Source organism: Ornithinibacillus bavariensis, assembly GCF_050433565.1.
Classification (GTDB): domain Bacteria; phylum Bacillota; class Bacilli; order Bacillales; family Amphibacillaceae; genus Ornithinibacillus; species Ornithinibacillus bavariensis.
The window spans coordinates 251,874-269,299 of the sequence record NZ_JBNPWZ010000001.1; the positions used below are offsets into that span (position 1 = coordinate 251,874).

Genomic DNA, 17,426 nt, shown 5'->3' on the forward strand with positions numbered 1-17,426 from the left:
GAGAGGAATGTATATTCCAAGTTACTTTAAGGTCAAACAGGTTGATGAAGTTTGGGATTTTATTGAAAATAACTCATTTGGTACCGTTGTCACGACTGAAAAAGGAAAACCAATTGCCACCCATATACCGTTACAGCTGATGAATGAAGGGGATAGTTACTATATAACGGGGCATATAGCTTATGCAAATCCACAATGGAGAACAATTGAAACGGTGGAGGATGTATTGGTTATTTTCCAAGGACCACATGCTTATATATCGTCCTCCTGGTATGCAGAAGAAAATGTGCCAACATGGAATTATCAAGCTGTGCATATTTATGGCAAAGCTAGTATTTTAAAAGACGAGGAGTTAAAGCAGGACCTTACAAAGCTACTTCAAAAGTATGAAGAGCATCGCGATAACCCAGTTTTATGGGAGAATCTCTCTTCTGAGGTCTTAAGACAAACAAAGGGAGTCGTAGGGTTTAAGATTAGGATTCGAGAAATTCAAGCGGCTGATAAACTAAGTCAAAATCGTAATGAAAAGGACTATCGTAATATCGTAAATAAGCTTTATGAAGAAAATGATGTCAATTCTGTACAGATGGCGAAGCTAATGGAAAGAAAATTAAAAAATAAGCATGGTTCTAATTAAAGGAACCATGCTTATTTATTTTAATATAAAGGACTTAAAGTCTCTCCATGTGTAAAACGTATCTTATTAGGTAAAAGCCAATACAACTGCAATACCAGCTCCTATAGCAAAGGCAGTTAACAATGCTTCCACACCCTTGGATAGACCAGCTACTAAATGTCCAGCGAGCAAATCTCGAACAGCATTGGTAATATGTAATCCAGGGACCAGTGGCATAACAGCACCAATAATAATTTTATCAAGCTCATTTCCAAAGCCAATTACCACAAAAAGAACCGCCAAAATACCGATGATAAATGAGGCAACAAATTCAGAGATAAAACGAATCTCCACTAGCTTATCGAATAGGATAAAGCCCAAGAAACCAATACCACCAGCTAATAGCGCTGGGAGAAAATCAATCCAAGGACCACCAAACATAATGGTGAAACAGCCACTAGAAATCGCAGCTACCAAAACTAGCATTGTACTCGAATAAAGAATTTTTTCTCTATCAAGCTTTTTTAGTATTGTTAAAGCATCTTCAATTGCAATTTCCCCGGCAGCTATTCGCCGTGAGAGAGCGTTAACTTCTGCTATTTTATTCAAGTCAGTTGTACGTTTTTCTATCCGCATCATATTGGATGCCTCAGCTATATCAACGGAAAAATTAATCGCCGTTGGTGTTGCATAGCTCTGCGGGTTATTGACACCATATGCACGTGCTATCCGATTCATCGTGTCCTCTACACGATAAGTCTCTGCACTAGACTCAAGCATAATCTTACCTGCCTGCATACAAACCTTTGTAACTAAATTATGATTCTCCAATTGTATCCAACCTTCCGAACAAAGACATCATTCATTATTATAATAGGCTTTGGATATAGATGAAAGGAAAAATGGTTAACATTATCTTGGAGACCTATTACTCCTAAACAATACGATTGTACTAGAAATCAAAAGTGGATAAGATTTAGGAAAATACTTGTACATTTCTAATGCGAAATTTTCGATAAAATTTGCTACAGAAAATAGACTATCTATAGAAAAATCGACAAATAAACAAAAACATAAGGATAACAATGGATAAATAAGTAGGGAAAATGTCGTATTCTCATGGATAAAAGGGGATTGACATTACACATGGCAAGGTTTACACTACTTGGACTAGGTGATATAAAGAACAATAAAAGGTGCAAAGTACCACCTCTTTCCTGAAAAGAATAGATACTTAGCACCATGGATGACTAGGCTAGTAGATTGTTCATCAGGGCATTAACATAATAAGAGAAATAAATGATATCAGTGGAATCGCATTTGCTAGTGCCAAACCTATCATAGAAAATGTTGTAATAGCTTGCTTGGATTCTTCTGGAGCGCCAACGAACCGCTGCAAGAAAATGAAGAATGGTGCAAATATCAATGCAAAAATGACGATTATCCCAGGAACTAACAACTCATTCAATGATTCAACTGGTGTAAGATTCATCATGCCGAAGACAATTAGTATGATAGGAATCACTTCTGAGATAGCAACGCCGATAAAAAATTTCGTTTGAATAGAACCGATTTCACTTGGATTTTCTTTGATTTTTTCCATGTTTAGCTTAAATAAAAAAAGAATTGGAAGTACTGCCAAAATAGCAGCAGCTGCAAATAGAAATGCGGTGTTCATCGTATCTCCCCCTAGTTTCAGAAAATTTTAAATCAAACCAAGAGTATCATAGCATATATTATTAAAGTAGCTCAACTGCAAAAAGATATTTGCCAGACATTCTATACTTCGATATAATTCAAATGATGGAAATTTTATAAGGAGAAATGCTATGCTTAATTTTTTAGACTTAGGAATTGCATTTACCATAGCTTTACTTTCTTCTTTGGTGTTAACGTACCCTATAAAAAAATTAGCGAATATGATTGGTGCAGTAGACTTTCCGAATGACCGTAAATTACATAAGAAGGTTACACCAAGATTAGGTGGACTGGCTATTTTTTTAGGGTCCCTGCTTGGTGTATTGTATCTACAGCCACATGATGAACATTTACTAGAGATTATTTGTGGGGCAATCGTAATAGTTATTACTGGTGCTTTGGACGACCGCTTTACACTTCGTCCAATTCCAAAATTGACAGGTCAATTAATTGCAACGTCATTTTTAATATCTGGTGGATTAATCATTGAAAGAGTAACTTTACCATTTATTGGTCAAGTTGAATTAGGATTTTTTAGTGTGTTAGTAACTGTACTTTGGGTGGTTGGAATTACCAATGCAATTAATTTAATTGATGGTTTGGATGGACTAGCAACGGGAGTTTCTACTATCGCATTGATTAGCCTATTTATTATGGCGATCATCGACACTCGAATACTAGCTGCATATTTTTGTATTGTCCTAATCGGTGCAAATTTAGGATTCTTATATCACAACTTTTATCCTGCTAAGATTTATATGGGAGATACTGGATCTAACTTTCTAGGTTATATGATTGCAGTTATATCCATACTCGGCTTATTTAAAAATATCGCCTTGTTTAGCTTCATCATTCCCATAATTGTTCTAGCAGTTCCTATATTTGATACCTTATTTGCGATATTAAGACGATCGATTAATAAACAAAATATTATGACAGCAGATAATAAGCATATCCATTATCAGCTTTTATCGGCTGGTTATAGTCATCGGAAGTCTGTTCTGATTTTATATTGTATTAGTGCTATTTTTGGAACGCTTGCAATTATATTTTCAGAAGCATCGATCACAGCTAATTTATTTGTCATCTTTGTATTACTCATTCTATTGCATATCCTAGCGGAAATGGCTGGAATTGTATTAGGAGGAAAACGCCCAGTAATGGACTTTTTCAAAAAGTTATTTAAGCGAATCGGACAAAAACAGGAGCAGCATTAAAGAAGTATATGAAAATAAAAATGGGGCTGACATAAAATATCAGCCCCGCTTTTTAATTAATTTGAATTAAACCAATTATATAGTTGCTTGGACTCTATTGATAAGAATGGACCAAGAGTTTTGTTAAACTTGATTACTCCATTGACCGAAGTATCGACCGTGTTGGATCTCCACAGCTGACTATCACTTGCATAATATTCGTTATCAGAGTAAACACGGTACCAATGTACGTTGCCTTCCACAGATTCTACAATCCGAAGATTTCCAACCTTATCTTCAAATTCGCCTTTGCCATCTCCCATGTTGATTTCAATTATCTTATTCCCATTTTTATCTAAATAAAAATTAACTTCTTTATTGGACGTAGTTCTTGTTGATCCGTTCGGTGTTGCCTTAAATTTGACCTCACCAGTAAAATATGGAGGTCCTTCTGGATCAGGATTCTGCCCACCATCTTCATCATCTACCTGGGTTGCATTAACCACTAATTTGATATTTCCTAGTAAAGATTGAAAATCAATATCGTTGTCGCTATGCGGCCAGTCTACTAAAATGCGAAACTTTTCTATATTTTTTTTAGGCTTAAATTCGGTATGTAATCCAACACTCTCCCATTTGCCATTAACTTCTTGCTGCAATGTTATCACAACAGGAGAACTATTATCTGCAGGAAAGAGTTCCCCACTAGGAGTAACCTTCACAAAATATTTAACTGGAACCTCCGTGTTGTTTTTATTAATACGGAAATTGTACAGCTCAATTGTCTCCATCCCTGGGAAAAGCTTCTGATTAAGTGATATCTCCTCGTCGCCAATTGTAGTACCATTCGAATTTACCACATCGACATCAAAGGTTGCGGCAGTAATTTTATTGTTGTCACTAGAAAACTCCTTTGAAAAGTAGGCAATCGTTCCTCCAGTTGCTAAAACGATTAAAATAGTCACAAATGTAATTAACAGAACTTTCTTTTTCAAGTAAACCCCTCCTTATTATTGTTCTTTTTAAAGAACATTCAACTTATTATAGAACTATATCAAGAACGAGTCAACACTATTTTGTTCTTTATGGTGAACTGAACATTCGGATTCTACTTCTCTTTACCTAATTAATCTCTTGTTATAGAGATAAAAGTAGGGCAAATTCCATTTAACCAGGACTTTTGAACCTTGTTCGTTTTCGGAAAATTATCTATTATATAAATACTAGGTTTTTAGATTGGTAGATTAGTAGGGCTAGAAACTTAAGAGGGAAAGTCAAACTTAATTAGAGGAGGAAAGAGATGTTAAAAAGAATATCGATATTATCTATCATCTTTCTATTAGCATTTAGTACTGTATCCCATGCAATGACAGGAGACATCGCTGTTAATAGAGATCTTCAGAAAGGTAATCTTTCAAAAGATATTGGCGAAAAAGTCGATGCAAACGAAGTAGTGCGTGTAACGGTTGAGATGGAAGGAGACGCACCTATAGCGATTGCTACAAAGAAAAACGTTAAGTTTGGCGATTTAAGTGTAGCTGAAAAGAAAAAGCTGATAAAAGAAGCCAAGGAAAAGAAAAAGAAAGCAAAGACAGCGATGAAGGACAAGAAGATAAATGCAAAGTATCTTCATGAGTTTGATATTGTTGTAAACGGCTTTAGTGCAGAAGTGAAATACGGAGACATTGAGGAAATTAAAAAACTCCCTAATGTTAAAAAAGTAATGATCTCCAATCAATATGAAAGACCTATAGATCAACCAGACATGGTATACAGTAAGGAATTAGTTGAAGCACAGCAGGCATGGAATGATTATGGATACAAGGGCGAAGGAATGGTGATAGGAGTTATCGATTCTGGAGTTGACCATACTCATCAAGACATGGTGCTTACTGATGATACTGAAGTAGCCCTTACTGTGGATAAAGTAAATCAACTTATCACGGATGGAGGATTACCAGGGCTATACTATACAGAAAAGGTTCCTTACGGCTACAACTATATGGATAAAAACCATGAGTACACAGACAATTACCCAGGTGCAAGCTCACATGGTATGCACGTAGCAGGAACAGTAGGTGCAAATGGTGATGAAGCAAATGGAGGGATTGTTGGTATCGCTCCAGAAGCACAAATCTTAAACTTAAAAGTATTTGGTAATGATCCAGAAATGCAATATACGTATGGTGATATTTATATTGCTGCAATTGATGATGCGGTGAAGCTAGGTGCTGACGTATTAAATATGAGTCTTGGTGCATCAGCTGGATTCGTATCACAGGATGATCCAGAACAACAAGCAGTTACTCGTGCAGTTGAGAATGGTATTATGATGTCTATTTCTTCCGGTAACGCTAATATGTTCGGGGATGGATTCTTCTATCCATATGCATCGAACCCTGACTATGGTGTAAATGGTTCACCGGGAGTTGCATACGATTCCCTTCAAGTAGCATCCTTTGAGAATACATTTATGTCCATTGATAAACTTGAGTATTCAATTAATGGTGGCGAGAATGTTGCAGCCGGCTATATGTCAGCAGGCAGTGTTGCGCCAACAGTAGGGGCAACTGTTGAATTAGTAGATGCTGGCCTTGGTAAACCAGAAGATTTTGAAGGAAAAGATGTAGAAGGAAAGTTCGCGTTAATCCAGCGTGGAGAGATAGACTTCGTAACGAAAGCACTAAACGCACAAAGCGCTGGTGCAGCAGGTGCAATTGTTTATAACAATACAGATGGTATGGTAAACATGGCATCAGATCCTGCAATTGTAATCCCGCAGCTATTTTTAGCAAAAGCGGATGGAGATGCTTTAGTGGCTGCATTACGTAATAGTCAAACAGCTACCATCACATTCTCTGGCGATAAAACAGCAGTTCCAAACGCAGAGGCTGGAAAAATGAGTTCCTTCTCATCATGGGGATTAACACCGAATCTTGATTTCAAACCAGAAATTACAGCTCCTGGTGGACAAATTTATTCGACCTTAAATAATGGTGAATATGGTGTGAAAAGCGGTACATCTATGGCAGCACCACATGTATCTGGTGGTAGTGCACTAATCCTACAGCGTGTGGATGAGGCATTTAATCTAGTTGGACGTGACCGTATCGCATTAGCTAAAAAACTATTAATGAATACATCAGTTCCAGTTGAGCTTGAGGGAGTGCCTGTGTCACCACGTCGTCAAGGTGCAGGCTTAATGCAGCTTCATGCCGCATTATCTACTCCTGTTATCGTGACGGAATCAACTACAAATGAACCAAAGGTTGCCTTAAAAGAGGTTTCTGAAAATGTTGTTACCTTTACATTAACAGCGACAAACCTATCTGATGAGGCAGTGGCATATGAAGTAAGTGCAAATGCAATGTCCGATATCCCAGTAAATGCTGGTGGTTTTTATGTAAATCTACCAAATGATTATGGTTCCCTAGATCTTGAGGGGGTTGCTACGGTTAATGGTGAAGCTGTTAGCATGATCAACGTTCCAGCAAATGGCACTGTATCATTTAATGTTACCTTAGATGTAAGCGGATGGGATTCAGCCTTAAAGAATTATTATGAAAATGGCTATTGGTTAGATGGATTCGTAACACTAAAAGATCCAACAGACAATCACCCAACCTTAACCGTTCCGTATGCAGGCTTTAAGGGAGAGTGGGATGCTGCACCAATCTTTGACTTACCAATGTGGGACGCGATGTCTTACTATGGTATGACTGGTGTTGTCACGTCACTAGGTGATGGCGATTATGGTTTTATTGGAGAAAATCCTTCTGAACTTGTATTCTCGCCAAATGGTGATGGAGTCCTTGATGACGCGGGGCTTATCCTATCCTTCATGAGGAATGCAAAGGAAGTATCATTTAATGTGTTAGATGCACATGGTAGACTAGTAGATACTATTTATACAGAATCCTATATTCGGAAAGATTATTATGATGGCGGTAATGGTAGCTACTATAAGCTTTCCTCTGACTGGATGTGGGATGGAAAGATTAATGGTAAGAAGGCAGCAGATGGCCAATATTACTTACAAGCTGTTGGTATAATTGACTATGAAGGTGCCGAAGCACAGTCTATTGAAATCCCGTTATTATTAGATACAACTGCTCCGAAAATTGATGCCGACATAAATCGCGGAAAACGTAAGCTAACTGTATCAGTTGATGATGGTAAAGGAAGCGGAGTTGCAGCATGGCAAGTACTAGTTGATGGAAAGGATGTAACAGGTATACTAACCGATGTAAGTGAGTACGAGCTTACTAACATCCACCCAAGTCAAGTAGTAACCGTATATGTAGAAGACTTTGCGGGCAACTATTCTGCAAAAAATGTAATGGGACCTCAAGGCAAAGCGAATGGGAAGTATAAGAATCTATTGAAAGCAAATTAATTAGTGAGAAAATAATCCCTTATCGGGTTGGTACTGTCTACAAAAATCAGAGTAAAGGATCTGACTTTTGTGGGTCATCATCTTGGTAGGGGATCGTTTTTTTTGTGGGAAATAGTAGAAAAGGATTCTCTTATAAATGGAAAATTTTGTGGTTTCTATACTAAAAATTAACAATAAATAAATACCAATTATTTCCTATTGCTCCAATTTAGTTAGAAGCGTAATATTAATAATTGAAAAAAGTTAATATTACTTTTTTGGTGAATATACAAATTTTCATGGAGTAAGTTCAGCTATTCCAATCTTCTAACTCAAGATTTAGACTGCTCTATGCGGATAAACACCATGAATTTTTGCAATATTAATAAATAACAGATAGGGGCAAAAGATAAAGAGATAGTCATGCCATGCTTTTACATCGACCCAAATAATGTAAGGAAGGTTTACCCATAAAGAAAATTTAAGAAGGTGCCAACATGAAAATCAACAGAATGTTTAGGTTTAATTCCATTAAAAAGAAACTGATTACTATTTCTGTTATGTTATTAATCATTCCAATGGTCATTATAGGCTACGTTAGCTATGAGAAGAGCTCTAGAAGTTTAGATGATTTGGGTAAAACAAATTTGAAAAATAGTGTAGAACATACACTTGCAATGATTCATTCCTATCAAGATGAAGTGAAAAGTGGAACAATCTCTTTACAACAGGCACAAGAAAAAGTAAAAGTGGCTATTTTAGGAGAGAAGGATGAGAAGGGAAAACGACCAATTAATAAAGAGCTTGACCTAGGTGAAAACGGTTATATGTTCATCCTAGATAAGGAAGGGATTGAGGTTGCCCATCCTTCTATTGAAGGAGAAAATATTTGGGATAACGAGGATTCTAATGGCTATAAATATACACAAGCCATCATCAATAAAGCGAAGGATGGTGGAGGATTTGTATATTACGAGTACCCGCTTGTAGATAACGCTGACCAACTGGAACAAAAGGTTGTATATGCGGAGACGGATCCAGACTGGGGCTGGGTCGTAAGTGCTAGTACGTATATGATGGATTTCAATAAGCCTGCTAAAAATATTTTGACCATCATCGTAGTAATTACGGGGCTTGCATTGCTAATAGGTATCACCTTGATATGGCTCTTTGCTAAGAAGATATCAACACCTATTGAGAAGGTAACACAACATATGGAGCTTTTAGCACAGGGGGATTTATCCAATAATCTAGTTCGGGTACAATCTCAGGATGAGACAGGCAAGCTTGCAGATGCGCTGAATCGTATGCAAAGTAACCTGCAGGAAGTCATCAAGCATGTATTGGAGACATCCGAATTATTAACAGGTCAAAGTGAAGAACTTAGCCAGTCTGCCAATGAGGTTAGAACTGGATCGGAGCAAGTAGCTGCCACAATGCAGGAATTGGCAACAGGAACGGAGACACAGGCAAACAGTGCAAGTGATCTTGCCTCAATCATGAATAAATTTACTTCTAAAGTAAAAATAGCAAGTAATAATGGTAATCAAATAAGTGATAATTCCAATGAGGTTCTTGTCATGACAAATGATGGCACAAAACTGATGGAGAGCTCAACAAAACAAATGAAAAAAATTGATCAGATTGTCCAAACCGCCGTTGAAAAGGTACAAGGATTAAATAAACAGTCACAACAAATCTCAGAACTAGTTACTGTAATTAAGGAAGTTGCAGATCAAACCAATCTACTTGCTTTAAACGCAGCAATCGAAGCAGCAAGGGCGGGAGAACATGGAAAGGGATTTGCAGTAGTGGCTGACGAAGTAAGAAAGCTAGCTGAACAAGTTTCTACATCCGTTTCGGATATTACACAGATTGTTAAGGGTATCCAACAGGAAGCAGGTATAGTTGCAGAATCACTTGAGGAAGGCTATAGAGAAGTAGAAAAAGGCACTAGCCAAATTGAAACAACAGGACAAACATTCCATAGAATTAGTCAAGCTGTAACAGAAATGGTGCAGAATGTTACCACCATCACAGAGAATCTAGCGGAATTAGCTACAAACAGTCAAACCATGAATACATCGGTAGAAGAGATTGCCTCTGTATCAGAAGAATCTGCTGCCGGTGTTGAACAAACATCAGCATCCGCACAACAAACAAGCAGTATTATGGAAGAGGTTGCAAAGAACTCAGACAGTTTAGCAAAATTGGCTGAAGATCTTAATGAACTAGTCAATCGATTTAAGCTTAAATAGCAGAGTGAACAGTATTTCTAATATAGTTTTACTGGACAAGTAAAGAAAACCCGCGGAACTCATCTGTTTCCGCAGGTTTTTTTGTGATAAGGTTAAAGCTAATTAAAGTCTTAGAAGTACTATTATTTGTAAAGCTTGACATTTATATAAGCCGATTTGAGGTAATCAAGACTTTCTCCAGAAATTACTTTCGGGGATGTTACGGTATTAGCTTCTAGAGCATCTCTCTTCTTAATGGAAGCCCAGTAGGAAAAATGGTATTGCATCCCGAAAATGCTCCCTACGTAGAAATTCGGTAGCCAAACCAGTAAATAGTATCTGATGTTATATTCAGTAACAGTGAGTGTCATCAAATGATTTACTAAGAAAATCCCCTGCAAGGTCAAGGTCCGTATCACTTTGTTACACGAATTCAATTCTACATGTCTACCAGACAATGAAAGAGGCAAATCCTCTTAATGCCACCTAGCTGGGGACTTGTCCGTTTTGTAAAGTGATTTGACCATATTTTTACTGGAGCTCCCAGTGGAATACTGATTCCATTCTGCTGCAAATGTTTGGATACGTTTCAGATCAAACTGGCTATGTTCGATAAGTTCGATAATCTCATCTGTATTTTCTACTATTGGTCCTGGTACTAGCTTCTCATAGTCCTCCCAGAAACCTCTTTCTTTACGGTAATCCTGCAAGTCATATGCATAAAAAATCATAGGTCTTTCCAATAGAGAAAATTCAAACGGAATGGATGAGTAGTCTGTTATAAGGATATCGGTTATGACGAGTAGATGATTGATGTCATATCCTTTTGAAACATTGAATACAAATCCAGGAAAATCATTTTCAAAAGCAGCATGGACAGCAGGATGTAGACGCAATAATAGAATGTATTGATTACTTAATTTCTTATAAAGCGCTTGGATATCCAGCACAATTTCTGGGTTTACTAAATGATCATTTCGAAAAGTTGGAGCATATAGAATTACTCGCTTTTTACCGATAACTGGAATTTCTTCCTTCAGTAATTTATCTGCTTTTTGTTTTTCCAGGCTATTAAAAAAGAAATCTGTTCTTGGAATTCCGACACGGAGCATACGGTCATCGGATAGACCAAAGCTCCGCTGGAATATTGTTGCCATACGCTCTGAACCAACGGCAACATAATTAAAACGATCATAGACTTTTATAAATCGTTTTATGGTACCTGGTGTGCGTTCCTTAATAGAAGGATCCTCTAAGCCAAACTTTTTAATAGCTCCCGCAGCATGCCATAATTGGATACACTGTACGTTTTTCTTAAACCGTGCAACAGACAAAAAGCCAAAATAGTTATCTACAAAAACTTTTTGAGAAGTTGCGAGGTGGTAGATGGAACGAAACCATCCAAGCAAATGACTTACTTTAAATTCTATAACCGTCCAGTTAGGATCATCTTGACGAAAGTCCAACTTACATTGGGAGTCTTTTAGAATAACAATCTGATCATCAGTTTGTTTAGCAACTTCCTTAGCTATAAATAACGAATTATCTCCAAAGGATGCAACAAAAACAGTTTTCTTCTTTTGAGGGAAGAGTTTAAAAAAGGTAAATGGTATTCGAAAAGTAGTTAGATAGAGAAAAATTAAAAGTTCCCTAAACATTTTTTGCTTTGTTTAAATCTGCTTTAATTTTTGTTGTGGATATCCCTACTGTTCTTGGCAAATAAATAACCTCACAGTAGTCCTTTAGGAAGTCGAATTTACCTTTCCAATCGTCTCCCATTACAAAAACATCTACATTATACTCCTTAATGTCATCTACTTTTTGTTCCCAGTTGTTTTCTGGAATAACCAAATCCACATAGCGAATAGCTTCTAAAATCGCCTTACGCTGTTCATAGGAATAGTATGCTTTTTTTCCTTTAATGGCATTAAATTCATCAGTAGATATAGCGACAATTAAATAATCACCGAGCTCCTTCGCGCGACGCAGTATATTGATGTGCCCGGTATGCAATAGATCGAATGTTCCATATGTGATTATTTTTTTCATCTTATAACCTCTTTTGTTCTTATTTTTACTTTATAAATACTCTCTTAATCTTATTGAATGTATTATACTATAAAAACTGTGGTAGTTAAACTGATTGTTCTATATTAAGTTACTATTATAATGAGGCTATGAGACAATGCTATAAAAGAAATTTACACGGATTTAATCTATTTTTTATAGTTCATTAAGATATCGAATAAATAACCTGTTGAGAAAGTAAAAAGCCATAGGTAAATTCCTATGGCTTTTGTTTGAGCCCAATCTCACTATAAAATTCATCTAAAGCTTTTCTATTATACTCTACATAGTCAAATTTATTATAGATTGGCTTTTCTTTTATAAACTTAATCATACCATTAGAAAGCCCGTGAGAGCTATTTTCTACCAGTTCACCGTATCCACCTTCCAAAATTCTTCTAGGTCCAGGAATATCAGTTGAAATGACAGCTTTTTTTAGAATTAATGCTTCTAAAACAACTAATGATTGCCCTTCGTAATTGGAGGATAGGACAAAACAATCGCATAAGTTAATTAAGTTAAATGGATTATTAAGAAGCCCTACTAAGAAAACATCATTCTCTAAATGTAACTGCTTAATTAAGTTTAGGATTTGCTTTTTTAGTGGTCCATCACCCACAATGTAAAGCTTTGTGTTTGGGAATTGTTGATGAACTTGATGAAAAGAAATTATTAACTTTTCATGGTCTTTTTCAGGTGACAGTCTTCCTACATTTATAAAATTTATATTTTCTATCGATGGCTTTATTATACCTTTAAATTCGATAATACCATTTTGATTAATAAAGTGAGTCAAAAGGTAATCTTGACCATCAAACGTATTAATATTCTCTGACTTGATGCTATCAAATATTTCTTTATAATTAATTGCATTTGTAACATTAAATATCTTATCCGATACAGAATAAGTTGATAATGACTTTTTGTTGATTTCGCCAACATCTCTAGAAACTGAGAATAGTTTATCAAAATATCGGTACATATTAAAAATAATAGAAAAGTTTTTTTGGAATGTTTTATTTCGTTTAGAATCCGAAATCATATCGGAATGTAGATAAATAATTTTATTATTAAAATCTCCAAATGCAAAAACTAAAGTCCAAAATGGAACATATCCACAAAAATCTATACAAGTATCAAAATCTGTATTACCAATTATTCGGTTGAGCTCCCTTTTGTATAATTTAACGGGAATTATCTTTCTCAGCCATTTATTATCCAACCCAAATTTATTGATTAATTTATGTTTATATGCATCGAAAATAGAATAATTTAATGTTCCTCCACGATAGATTACCTTAACATTAGGATTGATTCGACGCAGGTTCTCTTCAATTGAAGGTGTTAATTTACTTGAAAAAGTTAGTGCAATTACATGTTTAGAATAATCTAGATTATTTAACAAGTTAATTAAGGATGTGGTGATACCATTAGTGGTAAATCCACCACCATAGAGTAAAATTTTTAATTTGTTAGAAGTGTATGGCCTATATACGTATTCATTTTTTTGATTACGAAAAATAATGTCAATGGCGCGTCTGGTAGCATTACCATCGTCATTATAGGATAAATGAGAAAGCATTTTATCATATTGATTTCTATATTTTTCCTTTGTTTCCTGAAGTGAGAGTATTTCTGATATAACAGACTTTACTGACGGGCATATAGGCCCTGGTAACTCTTCAGAAGGTATATAAAATCCTCTTTCAGTTTCATATTCATTCATATCATATGCTAAAAATATGATTGGTTTTTTAGTATGAAGAAAATCAAAAAATATACTCGAATAGTCTGTTATTAGAATATCAACACATGATAAGAGCTCATTGGTATCAATAAAATCTGGTACACAATATTTACTTAAGCCTTTTTCTTGAAACTTTTGAAAAACAAGATAATGCACCTTTAAAATTATCTCGAAACTTTCCGGAAGATGTTCTTTTAATTCAACAAAATTTTGATATATTTCTTCAGTAGCTTTTTCAGTACCTGATTCATTACGCCAAGTAGGAGCGTATAAAATAACATTCTTGTCCTGAGGTATATCTAATCTTTTTTTCATTTCATTTGGATTAGTATGAAATGTTAAATCAACCCTTGGATAACCGGCATCAATTACTTTTCCTGTATATAAGTCTTCAATATCGAAGCTTGATGCAAGTTTCTCAAATGTAAATCTATTTGGCATCACCATGTAGTCAACGTGAAGAAAATTATGTTGCAAATTACTATGAGAATTTATTTTACTAGACTTAATATCTCTTCCTAATGTTTTTAAAGGAGTTCCGTGCCACGTGTTAATGTACACTTGATTTCTCCTCTTTTGGAATAGCTGAGGGAAAGATGTATTGTTAATTAAGTATTTGGCTTTTGCCATGTACTTTACATAAGATATTGTATTCCGTTCTATTACTTTTACTTTGACACCAGCAGTTTTTGGGAGAAATTTTGCAAATTGTTTTTTGTCATTTACTGCCCAAACATGCTTGACTTTTTTAAAATCAGGATCTTTTATCAGTTCCTTATAAAACGCATATGGGTTCCCAGAAATATTTTTCCCCTGATAAGATTCGTATAAGATTAAATTCTTATCAACAGAAACTAAACTTAAAAAATAGGCGTAAAATGTCCTTAATTTATAATTTTTATTTTCAAAAATAGAAATAAGTGGAGATAAAATAAAACGTATAAAAGAAAGTAAAGAACGTAGCATAATTCAACCTCATTTTTAAATATTTTGTCTTAAAGTTTTTGTCTTAAATAGTTATACCAAATATAGAACGGAATTAAAAGGTAGAAATTCATTTTTCACGGGGAACTATTAATAAAAAGTTACCTAGAGTATATTATATCAGATTTAGTATTAGATGCTAAAATAGATCAAAATGTTTTTGTAGGAAAAGGGTGATTAAGGAAAACGAAATTAGTATACTATAATTATAAAATAATAAAGAGTCTATATTGAATATAAATCGAAAAAATTACATTGCTTGTGACATCAAATATGACGTTGAAGATATTTTTAGTAAAGCAATTAATCATTTGAAAAATTATATATTTTAGATACGTTACTACTACTTAATATTTAGATGGGTCAAAGGCTAGGAAGGAGAAAAATGATTAATATTAAAAAAAAGATTAAAGACAATTTGCTTTTGTCAAAAATAATTATAGGTACTTTTAAATATATCTTTAAGCTTTTGGGCTGGGCTTTACCTCAAAACAAAAGAAGGATTGTGTTTGAGAGTTTTATGGGGAAACAAATAAGCGATAATCCTAAGGCAATTTTTGAGTATATCTCTTTGAATTTTCCAGATTACAAATTATATTGGAGTGTGGAACAAAAAGATTTAATTGAAGATTCTAATCACCTAAATTTGATAAAAAGATTTTCTTTAAAATGGATATACTTTATGGCTACTTCGAAATATTGGATAAGTAATAGTAGGTTGCCACTTTGGCTGCCAAAACCCAGAAAAACTATCTATGTTCAGACGTGGCATGGTACACCGCTAAAAAAAATTGGGATTGATATTGATGAAGTCCATATGGTCAAAACAAATACAAAGGAGTATAAAGAGAGCTTTTTGAGTGAAACGAGTAGATGGGACTATCTCATTTCACCAAACCAATACTCAACAAGGATTTTTAAAAAAGCATTTAACTTTAATAAGAGGATCATTGAAAGTGGATACCCAAGAAATGACTTTTTAGTAAACTTTAATTACGAAGAAGAAATAAAGAGACTTAAGTATAAGATGAAGCTTCCGTTAGATAAAAAGGTAATTCTCTACGCCCCAACTTGGAGGGATAATCAATACGATTCAGAAGGGAAATATAATTTTAAAATAAATCTTGATTTAAAGAGAATGTATGATGTATTGGTTGAGGATTATATCATAGTTCTTAGATTTCATTATTTAGTATCAAATAATATAGATATAAGGGAACTCGAAGGATTTGTATATGACTTCTCTAAATATGAAGATATTAGAGAATTATACTTAATCTCAGACTTACTTATAACCGATTACTCTTCAGTATTCTTTGATTACTCTATCTTAAAGCGACCAATGCTGTTTTATATTTATGACATAGAAGAATACAAAAATGACTTGAGAGGATTTTATTTTAATTTTGAGGAAAAAGCACCAGGACCATTAGTTCAAACAACTGACCAACTTCTTAATGCCATAAAATCAATAGAGGAAAAAGGATATAGTCCTTCCAAAGAGATAGTTGAATTTTATGAACAGTTTACCAGCTTAGAAGATGGTAAAGCTACCGAGAGAGTGGTAAAAGCACTCAATTTGTAGTAACTTTATGTTAATTGTATTTTATATAGTTTGTTTGTATAATTTAAATGGATCACATTTTACTAAGTAATTGAAAGGAATTATTATGAAATATGCTTTGAAAGTTATTAAAGAACAGATAGATAATTTTTATTTAACAAGGCGACTATCTTTATACGAATTGAAAAGTAACAATAAGAGCAACTATCTTGGGACGTCATGGGAAATAATTAATCCATTAATACAGATACTTATCTATTGGTTTGTTTTTGGAAGTATTCGTCAAAGAGCGGAAATAAATGTTAATGGTGAAATAGGTGTGCCGTTTATAGCCTGGTTATTAGGAGGCTTTATATTATGGATATTCTTTTATCAATCTACTATCCAAGGTTCAAAATCAATTTATTCACGTTTAAGATTACTTTCAAAGATGAATTTCCCGATGAGCGTCATTCCTAATATAGTAATATTTTCTCAGTTATATATTCATTTATTTATGCTTTTAGCAACAATAATAATATTGCATTTTATGGGTTTTTATATCAATATTTATTACTTACAGTTAATTTATTTTATTTTTGCAGCATTTTTTTTAGTGTTTTCGATATCTTTAATTACTTCTACACTATCCACTATTATAAGAGACGTCCATATGCTTTTAAATGCAACATTAAGAATGCTGTTATATTTGACGCCAATATTGTGGCCAATATCAGAAATAATTAGTAACAATTGGGTTCAAATAGTATTGAAACTTAATCCATTGTATTATTTAATAGAGGGATATAGAGCAGCATTGTTTGGTACTGGATGGTATATAGTAGATGAATGGCAATATACTTTGTATTTCTGGGGTCTAACACTTATTTTGTTTTTGTTTGGTTCAATACTACACATGAAATTTAGAAGACATTTTATAGACTACTTGTAATGGTTGTGATT

12 protein-coding genes are annotated in these 17,426 nt (G+C 34.5%); 6 read left to right on the plus strand and 6 right to left on the minus strand.

Annotated elements, in window-relative coordinates; translation table 11 throughout:
* Positions 1 to 7: 7 nt before the first annotated feature.
* Positions 8 to 637 carry an FMN-binding negative transcriptional regulator gene (locus HNR27_RS01190; RefSeq protein ID WP_212920404.1) on the plus strand — a complete coding sequence of 210 codons (630 nt, stop codon included), beginning with the start codon at positions 8 to 10 and terminating at the stop codon, positions 635 to 637.
* A gap of 66 nt (positions 638 to 703) precedes the next feature.
* Here HNR27_RS01190 and HNR27_RS01195 read toward each other — a convergent pair whose 3' ends face one another.
* Positions 704 to 1,447, minus strand: coding sequence for a threonine/serine exporter family protein (locus HNR27_RS01195; RefSeq protein ID WP_429338467.1), 744 nt, complete (start codon positions 1,445 to 1,447; stop codon positions 704 to 706).
* A 439-nt stretch (positions 1,448 to 1,886) separates the two neighbouring features.
* Positions 1,887 to 2,294, minus strand: coding sequence for a hypothetical protein (locus tag HNR27_RS01200; RefSeq protein ID WP_212920405.1), 408 nt, complete (start codon positions 2,292 to 2,294; stop codon positions 1,887 to 1,889).
* A 151-nt stretch (positions 2,295 to 2,445) separates the two neighbouring features.
* Between HNR27_RS01200 and HNR27_RS01205 the strand changes: the two genes are divergently transcribed.
* Positions 2,446 to 3,531, plus strand: coding sequence for a glycosyltransferase family 4 protein (locus tag HNR27_RS01205; protein WP_429338468.1), 1,086 nt, complete (start codon positions 2,446 to 2,448; stop codon positions 3,529 to 3,531).
* A gap of 56 nt (positions 3,532 to 3,587) precedes the next feature.
* Here the strand turns inward: HNR27_RS01205 and HNR27_RS01210 are convergent, their stop codons facing one another.
* A complete protein-coding gene (locus HNR27_RS01210) occupies positions 3,588 to 4,505 on the minus strand; it encodes a hypothetical protein (protein WP_429338469.1) in 918 nt (305 codons plus the stop codon).
* 305 nt (positions 4,506 to 4,810) lie between these two features.
* Here HNR27_RS01210 and HNR27_RS01215 point away from each other — a divergent pair, with 305 nt between their 5' ends.
* On the plus strand, positions 4,811 to 7,906 hold the full coding sequence (locus tag HNR27_RS01215; RefSeq protein ID WP_429338470.1) for a S8 family serine peptidase: 3,096 nt from the start codon (positions 4,811 to 4,813) through the stop codon (positions 7,904 to 7,906).
* Positions 7,907 to 8,382: 476 nt separating this feature from the next.
* Positions 8,383 to 10,143 (plus strand): methyl-accepting chemotaxis protein, encoded by a 1,761-nt coding sequence (locus HNR27_RS01220; RefSeq protein ID WP_429338471.1) that lies wholly within the window; start codon positions 8,383 to 8,385, stop codon positions 10,141 to 10,143.
* A 455-nt stretch (positions 10,144 to 10,598) separates the two neighbouring features.
* On the opposite strand, the gene HNR27_RS01225 is transcribed toward HNR27_RS01220, so the two are convergent.
* The 3 genes from HNR27_RS01225 to HNR27_RS01235 form a co-directional block, all read right to left on the minus strand.
* Complete coding sequence (locus tag HNR27_RS01225) at positions 10,599 to 11,780, minus strand: CDP-glycerol glycerophosphotransferase family protein (protein WP_429338472.1); 1,182 nt, start codon at positions 11,778 to 11,780, stop codon at positions 10,599 to 10,601.
* Positions 11,773 to 12,171 carry a glycerol-3-phosphate cytidylyltransferase gene (gene tagD, locus HNR27_RS01230; protein WP_429338473.1) on the minus strand — a complete coding sequence of 133 codons (399 nt, stop codon included), beginning with the start codon at positions 12,169 to 12,171 and terminating at the stop codon, positions 11,773 to 11,775. The genes HNR27_RS01225 and tagD overlap by 8 nt, the downstream gene beginning before the upstream one ends.
* Positions 12,172 to 12,409: 238 nt before the next feature.
* The gene (locus tag HNR27_RS01235; protein ID WP_429338474.1) at positions 12,410 to 14,902 is read right to left on the minus strand and encodes a CDP-glycerol glycerophosphotransferase family protein; all 2,493 of its coding nucleotides are present in this window, start codon (positions 14,900 to 14,902) and stop codon (positions 12,410 to 12,412) included.
* 403 nt (positions 14,903 to 15,305) lie between these two features.
* Between HNR27_RS01235 and HNR27_RS01240 the strand changes: the two genes are divergently transcribed.
* The gene (locus tag HNR27_RS01240) at positions 15,306 to 16,505 is read left to right on the plus strand and encodes a CDP-glycerol glycerophosphotransferase family protein (RefSeq protein WP_429338475.1); all 1,200 of its coding nucleotides are present in this window, start codon (positions 15,306 to 15,308) and stop codon (positions 16,503 to 16,505) included.
* Positions 16,506 to 16,590: 85 nt separating this feature from the next.
* Complete coding sequence (locus tag HNR27_RS01245; protein WP_429338476.1) at positions 16,591 to 17,415, plus strand: ABC transporter permease; 825 nt, start codon at positions 16,591 to 16,593, stop codon at positions 17,413 to 17,415.
* Positions 17,416 to 17,426 lie beyond the last annotated feature (11 nt).